The following is a 20049-nucleotide window of genomic DNA, read 5'->3' as shown; positions in this document are numbered from 1 at the left end:
GATGGCCTCCTCGTCGCCCTCAACCGCGGACGCTTCGTGCCCGACCGAGGCGAGACATCGGTGTTCGTCGCGGTCGAGCGCCTATACCTTCACCGACGACAAGATCAGCCGCGTGCAGACATGTCAGCCCGGGATGATCGGGCACGCCAGCAGCGATTCGACCAAGTCCACCCGGTGTACCGCGAGCAACCGGCGGCTCCTCGACGTGGCGATGAGCCCCGCCCGTCCACCACAGGCGGCGGCCACGAAACGCGGGGGCCGCCACGACCGCATCGCGGCGATTGCCTCCCGCGGCGGTTCTCCCCACATCGTCTGCGGGCTATCGTCGCCCTCCCCGCGAGATGCTTCGGGGAGGCGCGACATGGACAACGACACCGGCACGGCGGTCGTGCGCCGAGGGCTCTCCACCACCGACATCGAGGTGGCCGAGGAGTTCGTTCGCCGGGTCTACACCGGCACCAGCGATCTGACGATCACCGGTGCCACAGCCAACTTCTCGTTCACCCAATCCGCGCTGGCAGCGCCCGGTCTGTCGATCAACAGACTGCAGATCAGCGTCGGCACCAGCAACGACTCCCTCGCCCACACCGACGACCCGCTCACCGTTGCTCACCCCGTCGACGGCCACTTCGCCTACCTGCGAACCGACTACCCCGACGTACACGCCGACACCGGCGATGCCGTCCTGATGCCGCCGAGCGGGCCGATGCACGCAGTCGCTGGACGTCTCGACGTCGCCGCACTCCAACTGGACCGCTCCGCGGTGGCCGCCCACGCCGAAGCGATGACCGGAATTGCCGCCGACGACCTCGTCTTCGACCGCCTCACCCCTCTGACACCGGCGCTGAGCAGCTACTGGCTCGCCACCGTCACCCACGTGCGCGACGACGTCCTCGCCAACCCTTGGACAGCCGAAGAGCCGGTTGTGCTCGGTCAGGCCTTCCGCACCCTGGCCACGGCCTTGCTGACGACCTTTCCCAACACCGCACTCGCCCGCATCACCGACCCGGAGGACAGTCCGGCTCACCCCGAAGCATCGACGGCAACCCTGCGCGAGGCCCTCGACTACCTCGACTCGCACGCCGACCGGCCCCTCGGCCCTGTCGACATCACCACGCTGACCGGGCTACCGGCCGGCGACATCGTCGACGGCCTTCGTCAGCGACACCTGCGACACCCCACCGAGCTCCTGTGGAGGGCGCGACTCCGCGGAGTGCACCGAGACCTGCTCGAGGCCGATCCCACATCGACACAACTGGCGGCGCTCGCTGCACGGTGGGGGTTCGCCCATCTCGGCCGGTTCACGGTCGCCTACCTGCGTGCCTTCGACGAGACTCCAGAGCAGACGATGCGCCGGTGACACGTCCACGGGGAGTGCAGCTCACCTCGACGACAGCACAGCGACCGGGCCTCATCCGCCACCAGTGACACGGCGCTGTTGCCACCCGAGCACCGAGCGGGCCCTGTGCAGCCATCAGTCGTGCCTACCCGCACACCAGCGGGGCTCCAGGAGCACGGCCGCGACACCGGACAGCAGCAAGTCGCGAGCCGTTGTCGACAGTCACCACGTATCCCGGCCGAGCTGCGCGGCCACGACACCCGAACGTCGGCACCCGAGCGCGTCTGTGTCCCCAGGAATCAGGTGTAGTCCAACCGTGCCCGAGCCAGGCGTTCGAGAAGCTCAGGAAGGCTGGCCGGTGGGGCACCTGCCCGCTGCAGGTCGTTCCAGCTCTGCTCGACGACGTCGACGATGGCGTCTCGGTCGAGCCGGCCCGTCGAGATGCGCGGGAGGTTCTCCTCAGTCAGGCGGCGGATCGCCTCCTCTCGAGGACCGCTCGCGTCCCAGCCACTCCCTGCCGCCGGCGGGAGGGCAGATGTAGTCGTCGTCATGTCCTGCACCCGAGCTGTGGATCGTGGTGGGAAGCCGCGTCGTCCACCGACGGTGGGGTCGCGCCGCTGTGGTCGTGCGTAGGCGAGCTGTTGTGGACCAGTAGCTCACGTTTGAGGCGTTCGACCTCGGCGCAGGCGTCGGTGAGCCGGGACTCGCTGTCCGCCAGCGCGGTGCGGAGCTGATCGATCCACGACGCCGACTCGAGAGGGTGCCCGTCGTCGAGGAGCACCCGGAGTCGGGCAGCGTGTTCGAGCTGGTGGCGGGAGTATCGGCGGTGCCCACCGGCAGACCGGCCAGGATTGACCACACCGGCGCTGTCGAGACTGCGCAGGAAGGCCGGCTCGACATCGAGCAGATGCGCTGCCTGGCCCATCGCAACCGTCGGGTAGTCAGGATCATCAAGCCGGTCAAGGCTCATGCGATCGCCCTCCCTCGTCTGCACCACCGTCATCGCCCAGCGGGTTGCGATCCCACCCGTCGTCGGCCCGGACTCCCCAGCCGCGCGCGTAGCGGAGTTCACCGCTCCGGATCGAGAATACTACAGCCGTGACTAGACTATTGCGTCGAGCGCGGGTAGTCGGTGGATGCCGCAGCTACCGACCGGAGGGTGGACAGATGAGCGACAGCCACGTATAGAGCGACCAACCCCGGCCGGACGTCTACCGCGTGCGCATCGAGGGGCTGCTCGACTCGGTCGGTGGTCGCGTCCTTCGCCACGTCGATGCACACCTTCACTCGGTCAGCTCCAGCGCGGTCGACACCGAGCACCTGCTCGTCGATCTGACCGCAGCGACCAGCACGACCCGCGGTATGCGGATCCTGCCCCACCTGCAGCACACGGTGGCGAAGCAGCGACTGCGAGTCCACCTGGTCGGCATCGACGGTCTCGCACCGGCCCTCACGCGCCGTGAACGCGCTGCACTGGGCGGGCTGCCAGTACCCGACCGTCGATGCCGCGCTGAAGGACCTCCCACCCGTCCAGCCCGGTCGCAGTAGCTCCGCAGGGGCGCCCGAGCACCGACGTCGCGCCCTCTGCCACACCTCCCAGCGGCAACGACGGGTCGACCCCTGACCTCTGAGATCCATGCTGCGGTGAACGCCGTCTCCATGCGGGATAGACCAGCGTCACTTGAGGACACATCGTCGGGGCGGGTCAGAGCCCAGAGGTCGCCAGGCCGCCGCACCGACGGGCCTGCCCGGCAGGAGCGGGCAGACGCCAGTGACGATTCCCCTGGGGGACACAGCAGCGAGGCACTGCACGGTACAGCTGCCATGTCTGTCGATGACGACATCGTGACCGCCCCGCTTCGAGTCCGGTCGCTGATCGAAGACACTCTAATGTGGGTCGCCTGTGAGTGCGGGTCTGGTTCCCGCTCGGCGGCTGACGACGATGGCCTCGGCGCCGGCTACGTGCACACCGCCTCCGACGACGGCAGGATCAGAGCGCACATCCCGGCTCAGCGCTGACAATCAGGCTGCCGGTGGTCTCCCAGCACATCCGTGCTGCCCGCGTCCGCGCTCGGCTCGGGCCTGATCCCGCCGCCTGGCCGCTCCCGGCCCGCCGGCCGGCTTGCGGGGAGCAACGCTCACCGCTCGACGACGGGCGCTCCCCCTCCCCAGACGCCTCACCGTCAGAGTCCTGTGCTGTCGACCGCAGTCGCGCAGGGAACGTGCCACCGCAGCGTCGACCCGCGCGGCGAGCGCGCCACGAACACGAAACTCCCGCGTAGGTGACGTGCGCGCTGCGCCATCGCTGCCAGTCCGCGACCCTCGAGTGGCACATCAGGGGGACCGACACCATCGTCCTGGACGGAGAATCGCAGTTCGTCCGCTCGGATCTCCAGCCTGATCGCGATCCACGAGGCCTCGGCATGATGGACGGTATTCGCCACTGCCTCGGCGGCGACCGCGCGAAGGTGCCCGAGCACGGCCCGCGGGATCCGTTCGATGGGCCTGGTGATCGATACTTCGGGAGCGAAGCCCAAGAAGTGCTCGGCGTGCTCGGCGAGACTGCGCAGCAGGAAATCGGCCCCCAGTCCGCTGCCGTCCGAGCCCACATGGGTGAGCAGAGCCAAGCGGACCGCCTTGACAATCTCGTCGAGCTCTTCGATGCACCGCTGGATTCGTGTGGCGACAGGGCCATCACACCGGCTCTGCACAGCGGCGAGATCGAAACCGACCATCGATACGCGGGGGATCACGAGATCGTGCAGGTCGCGAATGATCGACTCGGACGATCTCGATTCATCGGGAACCGCTGGAAAATCCGTCACCGATACTTCCCTACCTGGTTCCTCCGCAGCCTTCAACATCTCGGCACGGGTGCCACAGCCCGACGGAGCAGCCACTCTGGAAGACGACACCGACGATGAGACCGGGACCGGTGGTCGTTGCACTCGCCAACATGCGCTCTCACCGATCCTGCCCGAGCCTTCGTACCCACGAGCCGATCACGTCGTCGGGTCGATGATCAGGCCCCGGCGGGCAGCAGGCCACGTCCCACCGACGATCACCAGACTGGGGACTTCCGACCTCTGTGCCACGACGGATACGCCCGAAATGGTGAACCCCGGACACTGCCGGGCCGGTGTTCAGAGCATCCGCGGTCCGACGTCCCGGCGAGAGGAGAAACAGGTCATGACAGCGGAGGAACGAGACGTCGCTGAAGTCGTCGTCGGCGTCGACGGGTCAGCTCCGGCGCTGGCCGCTGTGCGGTGGGCCGCGGTCGAGGCTGAGCGCCGCGCTGCACCGCTACGCCTGGTCGGAGTGATCGAGTGGTCGGCCTACCGGCCACCGGTCGCAGCGGGCGTGCTGAACGAACGTGAGAAGGACGTGCTGGTCGAGCACATACGCACGGAACTGACCGGCGCCGCGACACAGGCACACGTCCTGGCCCCCGAGCTGACGGTCTCCCACACCATCGTCGTTGGTTCACCGAAACGCGCGCTGCATACCGAGGCCCAGAACGCGCAACTGCTGGTCCTGGGCAGTCGTGGGCGAGGTGGGTTCACCGGACTGCTCCTCGGGTCGGTGTCGATGGCTCTGTCTGCCACTTCCCCCTGCCCGCTCGTCGTGGTCCGTGGACCCGGAGTCGACGACGGCCCGGTGGTGGTCGGCGTCGATGGCTCCGAGGCGGGTGCGCTGGCATTGCAGTACGCCGTCGGAGCTGCCGCCGCGCTCGACACCTCCGTGCTCGCCATCCGCGCCTGGAGCCACGACCGGATCGATCCCTTCGTGCTGGACCTTCTCGGGTGGCACGGAGTGGAAGACGACGAGCGCGACCACCTGGAGAAATCCGTCCAACCAGCACGCGTCACACACCCCGACGTGACCATCGATACCCAGCTGGTGCGCGGACACCCGGCCCAAGCGCTTCTCGACGCGGCCCTGGGCGCCCGGATGCTCGTGGTCGGCTCGCGCGGCAACGGCGGGCTGGCAGGTCTGCTAGTCGGCTCGATCAGCCGCACCGTCCTGCACCACGTGCACTGCCCCGTCGCCGTCCTCACTACCCCGTCGTCCACCGCCCCCTCGTCGCAGACAGGCTCCGACACCGGACCGTGACACCCACGGTGCAGGGCGTAACCCCGCATCGGCGGGGCGCGCCGCCCTGCGCGATCGGGCTACCAGCTGGCCGGGATCGAGCCCGGCCTTCAGCGACGTGGCGTCCGGATGCCTCGGTCCTGGGCGCCGACAACGACCGACAACGACCGACAAGAACCATGGTGGCGCGGTCCAGGGCGGGCAAGCGCGGAGAGCGCGAGGCCCCCGGCGGGATGGTGGATCAGTTCCCCGGCCACCGGTGATCGCGGCCATGCTCGGCGGAGCGCTGATCGCAGCGCAGCATGCTCGTTTGCACGACCACCGAGGCAGATCCCAAGCCCCGCACACCGAGCGAGCACCGGCCCGCTCGCATGCTGGCCGGCCCAGCCACTGACCGGCCGAGAACACGCCCTGCCCCCGGCTGCAGGACGATCTGGGGCACCGGGCTCCCCCACGATGCACCTCCTCGACCGCAGCAACGACTCGCTCACTCGCGGTGTCGCGGTGTCGCGGTGTGGGACGTCTCCGCTCCCCGCACGCGGAGCAGCTACTCATCGCGCACCGGCCACATCGTCGAGACCACGCCGGCTCACCCGCGGACGACGACAACCGTGCACCCCGCATGGACCACGCAGCTCAGGCTCACCGAGCCGATCAGCATGCTCCTGACCGCACCACGGCCACGATGCCCGACCACGAGCAACGTCGCTCCCCTCGAGAGCCGCTCCAGTACCGGGGCCGGCGGGCCGGAATGCACCTCGATCTCGATCGCCGGCACCGGCTCGCCCGCACATCTGCGCGCATCGACCACCGACTCGACCAGGCTCGCGGCCTCCTTGCGCGCGACCTCGTGCAGATCCGGCGCTGCGGGGGTGGCCACGCCTTCCCACAGGCTCGGCGCGTCGTTGGCCACCACGGCGTGGACCGGAACGGCGCGCCACGCCGCCTCGTCCATCGCGAACTCCAGCGCCCGCCTCGACCCTTCGGAACCATCGACGCCGACCACCACCGGGCCGGGACCGGATCGTCGCTCTCCGTCGGGCATGTGCTCGCTGCTCGCGTCGGTCTCATCGCCGGACATCGTCATGGCGTCATCCCCGCGGACATCCCCGCGGCCGCACGGACACCGATGACGGCGAGGGCACACGGTGAGCGGTACAACAGAGCCTGGCTGATCGAGCCGTGGAGCAGACCGTGCAGCCCCGCACGGCCCGACGACCCCACGACGAGGAGCTGCGCCGTCTCGGCCCACTCGAGCAGGGCATCGACCGCGCGGGTGTGTGCCACCAGTCGGGTGACGCAGACGTCGGGATGGCGTCGTTCGTATCCGGCCAGGCGACGGGCCAATGCGTGCTCGCCGGTGCCCGCCCCAGAACCGGCCCTCTCCCCGGTGTGGCTGCTGGGGTCGGCTGGTTCGTCCGGCCGGGCATGCACCGCTACCAGCTCCGCTCCGATACAGGAAGCGTGGTGGAAGGCGAATCCCAGTGCAGCGTCGCCGATCGCGGATCGGTCACGACCGTCGACACCGACCACGACGGGCCCGTGATCGCCTGGAAGGCGCCCTGGCAGGCGGGGGACGGCGACCACGGGACACCGTGCGGCCGCGGCGACCGTGGTGCTGTGGGTGAACGAGAAGCCCTCCAGCGGCCGCCCCGGATGCGGACCGAGAACAAGCATCCGGGCCGTGGCCGACTCCTCCACCAGCAGCTCGTCGATCGCCGCGGCACCGATCACGATCCGCGTCGGCACACCGGGATCGAGTTCTCGAGCCAGCTCCGCGGCCCGGCGGGCCTGGTCGAGAGCGGCCTGGTCAAGCAGGCGTGGGGTCGCGTGGACCACGCGCAACACCAGCCCGTGAGCGCGTGCCGCGCGAACCGCCCAGGAGAGCGCATAGCGGTCGCCCGGCGTGCCGTCCACCCCGACCGCGACGGCCGGAGGAGTCTCCGACTGTTCTGCGCAGGTATGGTCCCTTGTCCGGCTCGCCCGCCGCCGGGCCATCGTAGTTCCGCCCTCGGTCTCCCCGCCAGGCAGCGGCGCAGTCGTTGCGCTGGACTCGGCGGTCTCGACTGGGTACTCGCGATAGCCCGACATCGTCGGTTCCTCCACTCGGTCGTTAGCCCTGGGACCCACGTCGGTGACCGTTGCCGACGGGCCGGTGTCCGCGCCGGGGCCGACCGCACCAGATGAACGGGACTTTCGACCCGCCCGGTAGGGCGGCGAGCCCGGTTGGGCTGTGCCCCGGCGGCGCACAGCAGTCCGCGGGTCTCGGGGGGCCTGGTCCCGGTCGACCCCACCTGGGTCGGTGACAGCGACCCGGCAACCTGGCAACCCGACTCCGGCCCGAAGCCATCGCCCGGCACACCGAACCGCGAGCCACTCCGACACACACACTCGGCGCCATGGCCGGAGGACAGAGGCGGCTACGCGACCGACACACCATGCATGTGCCACGAACGGTGGTGGGAGGGTGTCGTCATGGGACAGACGGAGCACCAGTCGAGCAAGTTCCAACGACTTGTCGACGACTTCGCCGACACCTGCCGGGCCCGAGGTATCCAGGTCTCCCTCCCGGTGATCGAACACGGTCTGCGAGAGCGCATCGACGAAGTCGCCTACCACACCGGGGTCGACGCGACCGCCGCCCTGCGCGACTACTTCGCCGATTCCTGGGGCGCCCAGATGGCCGAGCGGTTCTGCGCCGACGTCGAAGCGGGCGAAGCCCGACTGGCCAGCATCCCGGACGCTGTCATCGCGGTAGGCCTGGTGGGGCGGCTGGTCGCCGCGCTCGGGCAAGCCCAGTTCTTCGCCGCCGTCAACACCGGCCCCGACGCGGCGACGACCACGCACCGCCGCCCCGCCGATCCCGACCACGAACCCGACTCGGGCCCGGCCACGTCAGGATCGCACGGCACGACGGGCCTCGCCCCGTGCTTCGACGTCCACACCGCTGCCGATGCCACCGCCGGTCTCGGGCTCGCCTTGAGTGACGCCTCCATCGGCCCGGACGTCGCCGTCGCCAAGATCGAAATCCCCGGACGGGTCCTGGCCCAAACCCGCGAGGTTCTCGAAGATCTTGTCCGGCGTCTGGAGCCCGGCCCGGGGCAGTGGCGGGCCTGCGGATGCCCCGGGCCCTGCGACGAGCAGGACATCCCCTCGCAAGTCCACGACGCGCTCCGAGACGACCTCGAGCAGCTCGACCTCGCACTCGACCAGAACCCCACGCACGGCGTGCAGGGACACCAGTACCCGAGTGGACAGACCAGCCACGGCGATGCCCAGGTGCTGCCCTTCACCCGTCCGGCCGACCGACATTGACGCCTCGTCCATCACCGCGCGGTGTGTCACCGATCTCGCGCCGGTGCCCCACCGCGGCAAGGTGGATGTCAGCCGGCGTCGGGGCACCACTCTGCGTCGGTCCGCCGCGCACCGCGACGACATCACCACAGACCGGTGAGTACCGACTCACCGAGCCACCGTCGTGCACTGCGCCCGTACCGCCCGTCGCCGACGGCGCCGGAAGCGACGTCGTCGTCGATATCTGCTCTGCTCAGGCCCGGTTCGGTCAGCACAGATCGGGTGTCGGCGCCGACGGAGTCCGGCTACGGATCGGCGCCGAAGGGGTCGGTGGCTCAGGAACCGGCGTACACCTCCCACAGCTCGCCGAGGAAGAACCGGCCGAACCGCGCCAGCGCGGCGGGACCGTCGGGGCCTGTGGTGGTGAACGTGGAAAGCTGCCGCAGCAGATCCGCCGCCCCCAGGCGCAGCACCCCCGCTCCGAGGATCCGGGCATCGCTCTCGTCCCCGAACTCGATGTAGCCGTCGTAGACGCGGGTGAACAGCGTGGTGGTGTCCGTCCATAGATCCACGCCCAGGTCGTCACGAATCTCTTTGCGCCCCTTGAGCGCTCGCGGGTTCCCCTCGCCGTCGGCGAAGTGCAGGTGGTAGTGCATGCGGCGCGCCCCACGCTCCTGGCCTCCGGCGAACAGCTCGAACGCTCCGCGCACCACGGTGAGGCGACCACCGAGCGCAGCACAGTCCACCCACCCCGCAACGTCGGCGACGTGGGCCGGTCCCTCGACGAACGCCGCGACGTCGGTGATGGAGATCGTCAGGTGCACCGTGAGCGGCCAGCTCCCCGACGCGCCGGTCACCGGATCCGTCTCGCCCGGTGCGAGGCGCCCTCGCATCTCCTCGGTGAACGACAAGCCGGTCACGGCGGTCATGAGCTCCTCCGAGGACGGGTGGCGGCGGCGGTGTCTGTGCGTCGACGCTCCAGGATCCGGGTGGACATCCGATCGGCGTGGGCGGCAATCGTCAACGACGGGTTCGTCCCGACAGGGCCTGGCATCGCGGACCCATCGGCGACATAGAGCCCTGGGTGACCGAACACCTCCCCGAAACCGTCACACACCCCTGTCGCGGGGTCCCGCCCCATCGGGGCCCCACCGAGCGGGTGCACTGTCACGACCCGCCGGAACATCCACAACGGGTTGTCACGCAGCCTCACGCCGAGCTCGTCGGCGAGCGCGGCCATCGTCTCCCGCACCCGGCCGAAGTACTCCCTGCTCGTCGTGGTCGTCCACTCCACTCCCAACCGTCCGTCCTCGCGCAACGCCAGCACCCCATCGGGTACATCACGGCCCATCCCCAGAAGTGGCAACGCCCCCGCCGAGAAGGAACCGTCCCCGATCAGCCGCGAGACTTCCTCGCTGAGCCGAGAGTCCCCCGACCGCCGCAGCCGCCGACCGAGCCAGTCGGCGACGAACGCCGCCGTCCGCAGCCCCTGTCGCGCCCGAACCGGCTCCACCATCCAGTCGACAAAACCCGGATAGCCACCGTCCTCGAGATAGAAACCCCGGCCACTGCCGCCGTCGACGGTGTCGTCGCCCCGGACCGCGCTGGTGATCACCGGGCCCCGGCTGGCGTGAAACACCCGCTCGTGTTCCCCCGGAGTCAGAAATGTGAGCAGGTCGCCGTTGCCGGAAAACCGTGTCCCGAGCGCAGACCCGATTCCCGGCAGGTTCGCGCGGTTGGACAACAGCAGATGGGCCGTTCCGAACGTGCCAGCAGCCAGAACGACGCGCGTGGCCGACATACGCCGTAGGACCGGCGCCGCCGACGGGTCATCCGCGTCGTGGCGCGCGTACTCCACGTCGTAGCCGCCGCCGTCGCGCGCGCCGATGCCACGGGCCTCCGACAAGGTGCGGATGTCGGCACCATGGTGGGCCGCCGCCGACAGGTAGGTGTGGTCGAGGCTGTTCTTTGCGCCCTCGTTGCAGCCGATGTCGCAGTCCCCACCCAGCCGGCAGGTGCGCCGGGGCACGCCGTGCAGGTTGCCGTAGTCAGCAGCATCGATCCTCGCCCCGACCTCCGGCGCGGCCCCTGGTCGCGACGCGAAGCTCACCGCCAGCGGTGGTAGCTGCCAGTCCAGGCCGAGCCGGTCTGCGGCCTGCTGCATGGCCCGAGTCTTGGGGGTGTCGGAGTAGGGCGCCGCGTCAAACGGGTAGGGCACCGGAGCGAGCATCTGCTCGACGGCGTCGTAGTGCGGGTCGAGGTCGGCCCGCGTCAGCGGCCACGTCTCGTACCCGCCGCCGGGCAACGGCTCCTCGCGGACGAACCACCTCTCGTCCTTGCGCAGCAGCACGTTCGCATAGATCAAGGACCCACCGCCGAGTCCACTGGAGACCAACGACTCGAAACCGTCGAAACTCCACACGTCGAACAGACCGTGCAACCCATCTTCCGGATCCCAGAACGCTCGGCCCATCTCACGCGGAGAGCGCGGAAAGCTGCCCGGTGGGTAGGCGCGGCCGCGCTCGAGCACCACGACCGAGAGCCCGGCCTCGGCCAACCGGAAGGCACTCACCGCACCACCGAAACCGGACCCGATCACCACGGCGTCGACGTGTTCGCCCGCTGCGGTGTCGCCAGTCGCCGACGAGGTTCGGACGCGCACGCACAACCCCCTCCCTCCGACCGGCCCTCACCGTGCCGGACCCCACTACCGGTCGACCATCGATTCGCTACCGAGCGTGCAGGCCCGCAGCGACCGGACCCCACCGGCCACACGCTGCGCCTGGCTTGCACGGCGATGTAGCGGGCGGGTAGCCCGCAGGTAGCGTCCGCGACGATCATCGCATTCCGGGCTGCAGCACCCGTCGAGAAGGACGCACGATGCCAGACGAGGACACTTCGACCCCGATCCCTCCGCACACGCTGAGCGGGGTACCCGACGCCGAGATCAGCGAACACCGTTTCCCCACCGCTGACGGCCTCGAGCTGAGCATGCTGCGCTTCACCCGCGACCGGGCAGGCGATGCCGTCCTGCTGGTGCACGGACACACCACCTCCACCGACATGTTCGTCATGCCCGAGCATCGCAACCTCGTCACCACCCTGCTCGACCACGGCTACGACGTGTGGAGCCTGGATTTCAGGTTGAGCAATCGTCATACCTACAACCGCTCCCCGGAGCGCTACACACTCGACGACTGCGCTCTCTACGACTTCCCACCTGCGCTGGATCTGCTCCGTACACACATCGGGGACCGGCCGCTGCACGTGGTCGCGCACTGCGTCGGTGCGCTGACCTTCTCGATGAGCCTCGCGGCCCGGCGGATCGGGGGGCTCACCAGCGCGGTGCTCAACAGCGTGTCACTGCTGCCCCGCGTACCACGATGGTCGGCGCTCAAGCTCGCTGCCGGGCCAACCCTGTTCTCACTCGCCGGTATCGAGTTGCTCGACCCACGATGGAGCACCCACAGCGGTTCGCTTCCCCACCGCCTCCTTGCCGGCGCCGTCTCACTCGCCCATCGCGAATGCGACGTCCGCGCCTGCCAGCTACTCAGCATGATGTGGGGGGCCGGGCGGCCCGCCATGTACCAGCACCACAATCTCGACCCGCAGACCCATCGTCGCGTAGCCGACCTGTTCGGTCCGACCAGCTTGCAGTTCTATCGGCACATGCACCAGATGGTGCGCGCCGAAGCGGCTGTCAAGTACCGGCCACACCGCGCATCCCACCGGATCCTGCCTGCCAACTACCTGCAGGCCGCCGCCTCTATCGAGATCCCGATCCTGTTCACCACCGGCACCTACAATCGGGTGTTCTGCGACTCCAACATCGCGTGCCACGAGCGGCTTCGTCGCCTCGGCGCACGCCAGCACGAGCTGGCGGTGTTCGACGGCTACGGCCACCAGGACGTCTTCATGGGTCGAGACGCCGCCCGGGATGTATTCGGCGACATCGTCGAGTTCCTGAGCAGGACGCGGTAGGGCCTCGGCCCCGAGCCACCGGGGTCGCCGGTAAGTTGACCCTCAAGGGAGAGCACCGACTCGTACGCAGGTCTCCCCGGTCAGGGGCAAGGATGGAATTTCGGCTGTTGGGCCCGGTCGAGGTGCGTGGGCCGCACCGCCCACTACGCCTGGGCGGAGTCAAACCCCGGACCCTGCTGGCTGTGCTGCTCCTCGACGCCGGACGCGTGGTCGGCAGCCAGCGGCTGGTGGACACCATCTGGCAGGATGCTCCCCCTGCGACGGCCGGAACCCAGATCCACGGCTATGTCTCTGCGCTGCGCAAACAGTTCGCCGACGCCGACCCGAGCCGGGTCGTGATCCACACCGAAACTGCCGGCTACCGCGTCGAACCACTGACCGGAGAGCTCGACCTCGAGGTCTTCGACCACCAGGTGCACGAGTCCGCCCGCGCACTCGCCGAAGGCCGGACCGCCGAGGCCGCCGCCGGCTACCGGGACGCGCTGAGGCTCTGGCGAGGTCCCGCGCTCGGCGGCGTCGCGGAGACGCTCGCGCCGGCCCGAGACCGGCTCACCGAGCGTCGCCTGACCGCGTTGGAGGGTCGCATCGAGGCCGACCTGCGCCTCGGCCGACACGACGACGTCATCCCCGAGCTGCGCGACGTCGTCGCCGAGCACCCTTTCCGGGAAGGCCCGCGCGGCCAGCTCATGCTCGCGCTGTACCGCGCCGGGCGCTCGGCCGAGGCACTCGAGGTATTCCGAGACTCGCGGGCCGTGCTCGCCGAGGAACTCGGTATCGACCCGGGACCAGAGCTGCAGCGCCTCGAACACGCCGTCCTCACCTCCGACCCCGCCCTGGAGCCCCCGCCGACGCCTCCACTCGACATCGTGGGCACCCCTGTACCGGCGCAGCTTCCACCCGACATGGTCGACTTCACCGGACGCGACGATCAGATCGCCCACATCCACGCCGCGCTGCAGTCCGATCGGCCGACCGCTGTGCCCGTTGTGGTGATCGCCGGACGCGCCGGCGTCGGCAAGACCTCGCTGGCCGTTCACACCGCACACCGGATCCGAGCCGATTACCCCGACGGCCAACTGCACGTGAACCTGCACGGAGCCCAGCCACGCCCCGCCGATCCGGCAGAGCTCCTCGGACGGTTCCTGCGCGCACTCGGAGTCGAACCCGGCCGAGTCCCGGAGACCCTAGAGGAACGCGCGGAACTCTTTCGCTCCCGCCTCGGCGGCAAGCGCGTGCTCGTCGTCCTCGACAACGTCGCCGACGAGCGCCAGATTCGACCGCTACTACCCGGTGAGCCCGGCTGCGCGGTGCTGGTCACCAGCCGTAGCCGGCTGTCCGGCCTCGAGGGCACCCAGCAGATCGATCTCGAGATCCTGGACCCGGACGCAGCCCTGGCCCTACTCGGGTCCGTAGCCGGGCCCGAACGGGTAGCCGGCGAGCGCCGGGCCGGCGAAGACATTGTCCGGCTCTGCGGCTACCTCCCGCTCGCCGTCCGCATCGCCGGTGCCAAACTCGCCGACCACCCCCACCGGGGTGCCCGAGAGCTCGCCGACCGTCTCGCGGACGAACGACACCGCCTCGACGAGCTCGCCATCGGCGACCTCGAGGTCCGTGCGAACGTCGCGCTCAGCTATGAGGGCCTACCCCCGGCCGAGCAGCAGGTGTTCCGCCGTCTCGGGCTGCTCGAGGCCCCCGACTTCGAGGCATGGGTACTGGCCGCGCTCATTGACGTCCCCCAGGCTCGGGCCGAGCAGCTCACCGACAGGCTCGTCGACGCACGGCTACTCGACATCGCGGTGGTCCCCGACACTGCCACCCCCGACCAGCGCGCCGTCCGCTACCGCTTCCACGACCTCATCCGCCTCTACGCCCGGGAGCTGGCACGGACAGATGAGCCCGGACCCGACCAGCTCACCGCACTGCGACGAGTACTGGACGGCTGGCAGCACGCGGCCGAGCTCGCCGCAGAACGGATCTCGAGCCCCTCGTTCGGTGTCGCGGTCGAACCGAACCAGGGTTGGCGACCTCAGGCACCGGCCCTCAGCGGCCTACTCAGCGATCCGCTCACCTGGTTCGCCACCGAGTGGCCTTCGCTCGTCGCCGCTGTGGACCAAGCCCACGACCTGGGCTGGGCCGACGTCGTCATCGGGCTCGGACGCCGACTCGCGCCATTCTTCGTCGTCGGCGGACGCTACGACGACTGGCGCCGCATCGCCGAGCTGACCCGCTCCGCAGCCCATCGACACCGTCACCCGGGCGGCGAAGCGGCCGCACTGCGCGGACTCGGAGAGCTGGCCCTTCTCCAGCACCGCATCGACGACGCCCGACAGAACATGTGCGAGGCCCGCGACCTCTTCCACACCGCCGGAGACCCGCACGGAGAAGCGTTGGCCATCTCCGGGCTGGGAGCTGTGCACGCCGAGTCCGGGGATCTCGAGGGTGCCCACCCGCTCCTGGAGCAAGCGCTGGATGCGCTACGCGTGTCCGGCGACCACCGAAGCGAGGCCTGGACCCTGCTACGGCTGGGAACGTTGGAAGCGCAGCGGCACCGCTACACCGCGGCCGCCGAACACCTCACCCACGCCCTCGACGCTATCGACGGCTACGGCGTCGCGCTCGACGAGGCCGCGATCTGCGAGCGTCTGGGCATGGTGCGCCTCGGCCAAGGGCAGGCCACCGACGCCCAGGCGCTGCTCGAGCGGGCGCTGCGGTTGCGCAGCGAAAGCCGGCACCGGTTCGGCGTGGCCCAAGCGCTGCTCGGCCTGGCCGAGGCCCACCGCGCCCAAGGCGCTCCCGCCTCGGCGCAGGAATGCCTCACCCGCGCTCTGCACCTCTGGCGCGAGCTGGGACTTCCGCACGAGCAGTACCGGACCACCGCTTTGATCCAGCAGCTCAGCACCGACAGCGACGCTCCCGGCGTGGCGAGCCCCGACCGCGCCGACGCGGACCCGCCGCAGCCTGCACCCGCCAACAGCGGATCTACAGCAGATTCGTAGCGCCATCGCCCAGCCTCGACGGTATGGCAGCGTCGGACGGCGCACAGGCCGCGAGGGTCACGGGGGCCGCGCCGACGAGCCCGCAAGGGGCCGTGGCAGACGCGCCCGCGCCCCACGCGCTGCCTGCTCGGCAGGGCCCACCTGACCGGGCGCCTGGCGGGGAGTCCCGCGGCGAGGCCGCACCGGCGGCCACGAGGGGTTGGCCGCCAGGCGGCGAGGGGGCCCGCCGCGGGACTCCCCGTCAGATGCTACGGAGCAGTTCCGCCGCAGGCTCCCCGACACCGGGCCCCGTCGGCAACGACACCTCGAGCGCACCCGGTGCCGATGCCCGTGGGTGGTCGACGCGCCCTGCAACCGGGCCTGACCATCAGCTCGCCCACGCCCGACTGCCCGAAGCGCTGGCCATCGTCCGCCGCCGGCCGTGGAGGGCGGCGCCAGAGACCGGGCGACACCGACACCCACATCCCCGACTGCGACAGCGATGACGCAGCCGCCACGAGGGGCACCGCGCATGACCCACGACCGCAGCTACGACGTCGTCGCCCTCGGCGTACCGATCGTCTACAACGATCACGGTGACCACGACCGGAACGGAACGATCTACGCGCTCGCCCGCGACGAGCCGCAGCTGCGCGCGATCGAGCACGACTGGCCCCAACCGTTCCCGGACCCGATCGATTCACCCGACGAGCTGCCCCACCCGCACCCGCTGGTGCGCCCGCTGGTCCTGCGGGCCCGGGTCGGGGAACGTGTGGTCATCCACTTCCGCAACGAGCTGCCCCGGCGGGCCGGCATCCATCCGCAAGGTGTCGGATACGACGTCGAACGCGCTGACGGCGGTGTCGTCGGCTTCAATCCTGACTCGGCGGCCGACCCCCACGGTGGACATCGCCGCTACGTCTGGGACTGTCGCAACGAAGGGGTCTTCCACTTCGGCGATCTGGCCGACCTGCGAGGCGGCGAGCACAGCTCTCAGCTACACGGGCTGTTCGGGGCGCTCGTGGTCGAACCGGCCGGCGCCACGTGGAGCGATCCCGTCACCGGCGCCCCGACAGACGGGGTCGACGCCGACGTCCACCTTCCCGGCCAACCCAGCTTCCGCGAATACGTCGTGTTCCTGCACGACCAGACACCCAACGACAACCCTCTCGACGCACCACAACGGTCCGCCCGGTGCGACCGCCCGGTCCCGCACACCCACGTCCCCGCCATCGGGGGTGACCTGCTCACGGCCGGATCGCCTTGCGACCACCACCACGACGACCACGACTCTCACCGAGACGGTCCAGCCGGACCTCGGCGCGCCCGGCGTCAGGCCCCGGATCCGACGGTGTCGACCATGTCGACCAGCTATCGAGCCGAGCCGGCTCGAGGGCGGTCGCTGGCCTACCGACGCCTGCTCGAAGCTGGAGCCCTGCACCCCGGATACGACGCGGTCGCCGACGAGGAGCAACACCACAGCTCCTGGTTGTTCGGCGACCCCGCCACCCCGCTCCTGCGCGCCTATCGCGGAGACCGCACACGAATCCGGCTGGTCCACGGCGGCGTGCGCGAGGCCCACACCTTCCACCTGCACTTCCACCAGTGGCACACGTCCCCGGGCGACGACCGCTCCCCCGTCGTCGACTCGATCACGATCGGCCCGCAGCAAGGCATCACGATCGAACCGATCGGCGGCGCAGGATCGACACAGCACGCGACCGGTGACGCACTCTGGCGGTACGCACCCCACGACCGCTCCGGGGCGTGGGGGATCTGGCGAGTGTTCGACGTCATGCAGGACGGGACCGGCCGCTACCCCGACAGCACCCCCATCCCCGCACTGCGCCCCCTGCCCGGCCACGAGCCGCCACCAGCACCGACAGCCCAACGGCCCGGCTTCCCCACCTTCGTCTCGGGTATCTACCCACAGCGATCCCCCCGCCCGCCACGCACTCCGGCGATGCCACCGGGGATGGGACGAGAACCGACCGCGCTGGAACGCGACGCCTTCTGCCCGAACCCACAGCCCGGCGAAGCCTTCACCAAGGTCACCTCCGACCCGCAGGCACCGGTACGCCGCTACGACCTGGTCGCGCTACAAGCCGACATCAGCTACTTCCGCGGGGCACGCAGCGAGTGGCACGACCCCCACGGCATGCTGTTCGTGCTGCAGAACGAGATCGACGAGGCGGGAGGAGTCGCGGCCTTCCGAGCGCAGCTCGAGTCCGGAGAGCGCGACGTCGCGCCGATCGCGATCCGCGCGGCCAAGGGTGAGATCGTCGAACTGACCCTGACCAACGCGCTGCCTCCCGGCCGTCACGCCGACACCGCACTCGACGCCGTGCTGGGCTTCCAACCCGAATGTGGGCTACACCCCCACCTGGTCAAGTTCGACCCGCTGGTCGGCGACGGCACGGCCGTCGGCTGGAACTACCTGTCCGCGGCCACCACCGCCGACGCCGGCGCCGAGGACCACCAGCGATACCGGACCTGGATCTACCGCTGGTACTGCGACGACGAGCTCGGGCCCGTCGTGTTCCACGACGGGGCACTGCCCGACCGACGACGCCGACACGGCCTGTTCGGGTGCCTGGTCGTCGAACCCACCGGCGCGCGGTGGAGCGAACCTGACACCCCAGGCCGAGAGGTCGGCAACGCCTCACAAGCCCTGATCGAGCTGCCCGACGGCACGGAGTTTCGTGAACAGGTACTCGGCGTCGCCGACAGTGTGCCGCTGCTCGAGCACCGGCCCGGCCCGGCCGGCGATCCGATCAATCCACCACCACCAGCACCAGCACCAGCACCAGAAGAGAGTGGCGCCCACGGAGCCATGGCGGTCGACTACCGCTGCGAGCCACTGCACGAGCGCCCCGGCGATCCCGCCGACTGGTTCTCCAGCAGCGTCCACGGCGACCCCGCCACACCCATCCTGCGCGCCTACCCGGGCGAACCGATCCGTGTCCGCCTGTACCAGGGGTCGCACACGCAGCACCACAGCTTCGTCACCCACGGGCTGCGGTGGCGCGCCCGACCCGACAGCCGGCACGCCCCAACAGTGCACAATCAGCAGACCCTCGGCCCCGATCAGGCCTTCACCCTCCACCTCGACCCGACCGTCGGCCCCGGCGATCACCTCTGGTCCCTGGCCGCCGCCGACGACACCTGGCTGGGTTGCTGGGGCCTCGTCCGGTTCCACGAGACTCACCTGCGCGAGCTGCCCGCATTGCCCACTGCGTTTCCACGCGTTGCGCCACCACCGTTCGACGCCAAGGCCGCCCGCCGCTACCACGTCCGGGTCCGAGCCCGCGAGGTCCGCTACAGCCAGGACCGGACCGATCCCCTCGGGTTGGAGTACCTCGTCGACCGAACCGACAAAGCCGACCGTCCCGGCGAAGCTCCTCCAGGCCCACTCGTACTACGCGCCCGCGCGGGCGAGTGGGTCCAGGTCACACTGGCCAACGAGCTGCCCGGGCCTCCACCGGCGAGCCCTTTCGACCCGCCGCTGCAGGGCGAAGACCGGCCCGGCGCTCGGGAGGTCTCCGGCCGGGTCTCGCTGCAGGCCGCTGCGCTGCGCTACGACCCGCGCGATTCCGACGGCGCGCACGTCGGAATCAACCCTGACACCACGGCCAAGCCAGGGCATTCGGTCACCTACCGCTGGTACGCCGAGCACCCCGGGGCGGTGCTGCTCACCGACCGGGCCGACATGCGCACACACCGACACCGCGGGCTCGCAGGGGCCCTGGTCGTGGAACCACCGGATGCCACACCTCACGATCCAGCAGGCCCGGCAGGCGGACAGTGCTGGACCGGCGAACAGGCCGTGCTGTGCCGGCCCGGACACCCACCCGAACATGAACTCGTGCTGCTGCTGACCGACGGCCACCGCCTGTTCCACGACAGCGACCCGACCCGCCCAGTGGCCGATCTCGGGACCGCGGCCGCTGGCCAAATGGCGATCAACCGCCGCAGCGCGCACCTCGCGCCGGACCGGCCATCGCTGGCCGATCCGCACCCACCGACGCCGGTGCTGAGCTGCGCTCCAGGCGAGCTCATACGGCTGCACCTGGTGATGGGCGTCGGACGCTCCCGCACGCACACCTTCACCGTCCACGGCCACGACTGGCCAGAGGGCGACCTCCTCGCCGGCCCCCGAACCGCGATGCTGGGAGCGCTGTCCTCCGGCAGCACCCGCACCCTGCTGCTCACTGCGGACAAACCCGGCGACTACGCCTACCGGGCCGGGGCGTTGCGCTGGGCGCTCACCGAGGGCCTGTGGGGGCTGATCCGCATCCGATAGGCGACCCGGGTAGGTCACGCAGTGGCGGCGTTTTGAAGGGGTGGGACACAAGGACCACAGGAACA

Annotated in this window: 14 protein-coding genes; 7 read left to right on the top strand and 7 right to left on the bottom strand. The window is 70.2% G+C overall.

The genetic code is table 11. The features are described 5' to 3' along the window. The first annotated feature begins 361 nt into the window (after positions 1-361). Complete coding sequence (locus AD017_RS30220; protein WP_060577109.1) at positions 362-1360, top strand: helix-turn-helix domain-containing protein; 999 nt, start codon at positions 362-364, stop codon at positions 1358-1360. Between the two features lie 278 nt (positions 1361-1638). On the opposite strand, the gene AD017_RS30215 is transcribed toward AD017_RS30220, so the two are convergent. Together AD017_RS30215 and AD017_RS30210 are read right to left on the bottom strand one after the other, a co-directional pair. Then, complete coding sequence (locus AD017_RS30215) at positions 1639-1890, bottom strand: hypothetical protein (RefSeq protein WP_145984195.1); 252 nt, start codon at positions 1888-1890, stop codon at positions 1639-1641. Continuing rightward, positions 1887-2342, bottom strand: a complete 456-nt coding sequence (locus AD017_RS30210) for a MerR family transcriptional regulator (protein ID WP_369821719.1) — start codon at positions 2340-2342, stop codon at positions 1887-1889. Before AD017_RS30210 ends, AD017_RS30215 begins: the two co-directional genes overlap by 4 nt. A 215-nt stretch (positions 2343-2557) precedes the next feature. Between AD017_RS30210 and AD017_RS34865 the strand changes: the two genes are divergently transcribed. Further along, positions 2558-2887: a hypothetical protein gene (locus tag AD017_RS34865; protein ID WP_145986101.1), complete on the top strand. Its 330-nt coding sequence runs from the start codon at positions 2558-2560 to the stop codon at positions 2885-2887. A gap of 635 nt (positions 2888-3522) precedes the next feature. On the opposite strand, the gene AD017_RS35615 is transcribed toward AD017_RS34865, so the two are convergent. Then, a complete protein-coding gene (locus AD017_RS35615) occupies positions 3523-4164 on the bottom strand; it encodes a sensor histidine kinase (protein ID WP_060633860.1) in 642 nt (213 codons plus the stop codon). Between the two features lie 364 nt (positions 4165-4528). On the opposite strand from AD017_RS35615, the gene AD017_RS35610 reads away from it, so the two are divergent. Further along, positions 4529-5452 (top strand): universal stress protein, encoded by a 924-nt coding sequence (locus AD017_RS35610; protein WP_060577104.1) that lies wholly within the window; start codon positions 4529-4531, stop codon positions 5450-5452. 568 nt (positions 5453-6020) lie between these two features. Here the strand turns inward: AD017_RS35610 and AD017_RS30185 are convergent. Together AD017_RS30185 and AD017_RS30180 are read right to left on the bottom strand one after the other, a co-directional pair. Further along, entirely contained in the window at positions 6021-6518 is a 498-nt protein-coding gene (locus tag AD017_RS30185) for a universal stress protein (RefSeq protein ID WP_060577103.1), read from the bottom strand. Continuing rightward, entirely contained in the window at positions 6515-7348 is an 834-nt protein-coding gene (locus tag AD017_RS30180) for a universal stress protein (protein ID WP_168172348.1), read from the bottom strand. The genes AD017_RS30185 and AD017_RS30180 overlap by 4 nt, the downstream gene beginning before the upstream one ends. Positions 7349-7906: 558 nt before the next feature. Between AD017_RS30180 and AD017_RS30175 the strand changes: the two genes are divergently transcribed. Then, complete coding sequence (locus tag AD017_RS30175; RefSeq protein ID WP_145984197.1) at positions 7907-8746, top strand: hypothetical protein; 840 nt, start codon at positions 7907-7909, stop codon at positions 8744-8746. 314 nt (positions 8747-9060) lie between these two features. On the opposite strand, the gene AD017_RS30170 is transcribed toward AD017_RS30175, so the two are convergent. Together AD017_RS30170 and AD017_RS30165 are read right to left on the bottom strand one after the other, a co-directional pair. Continuing rightward, complete coding sequence (locus AD017_RS30170) at positions 9061-9654, bottom strand: hypothetical protein (protein WP_060577100.1); 594 nt, start codon at positions 9652-9654, stop codon at positions 9061-9063. Then, positions 9651-11387, bottom strand: a complete 1737-nt coding sequence (locus AD017_RS30165) for a GMC oxidoreductase (protein WP_060577099.1) — start codon at positions 11385-11387, stop codon at positions 9651-9653. The genes AD017_RS30170 and AD017_RS30165 overlap by 4 nt, the downstream gene beginning before the upstream one ends. 218 nt (positions 11388-11605) lie before the next feature. Between AD017_RS30165 and AD017_RS30160 the strand changes: the two genes are divergently transcribed. From AD017_RS30160 to AD017_RS30150, 3 genes are all read left to right on the top strand, one after another. Next, positions 11606-12706: an alpha/beta fold hydrolase gene (locus tag AD017_RS30160; protein ID WP_060577098.1), complete on the top strand. Its 1101-nt coding sequence runs from the start codon at positions 11606-11608 to the stop codon at positions 12704-12706. Between the two features lie 92 nt (positions 12707-12798). Then, entirely contained in the window at positions 12799-15702 is a 2904-nt protein-coding gene (locus AD017_RS30155) for an AfsR/SARP family transcriptional regulator (protein ID WP_082538503.1), read from the top strand. Between the two features lie 511 nt (positions 15703-16213). Then, on the top strand, positions 16214-19984 hold the full coding sequence (locus tag AD017_RS30150) for a hypothetical protein (RefSeq protein WP_227012951.1): 3771 nt from the start codon (positions 16214-16216) through the stop codon (positions 19982-19984). Positions 19985-20049: the final 65 nt, after the last annotated feature.

Origin of the sequence: Pseudonocardia sp. EC080619-01, from assembly GCF_001420995.1 — a bacterium.
Taxonomy (GTDB): domain Bacteria; phylum Actinomycetota; class Actinomycetes; order Mycobacteriales; family Pseudonocardiaceae; genus Pseudonocardia.
Note: the sequence above shows the minus strand (reverse complement) of the source record. Positions and strands in the feature narration are given on the sequence as shown.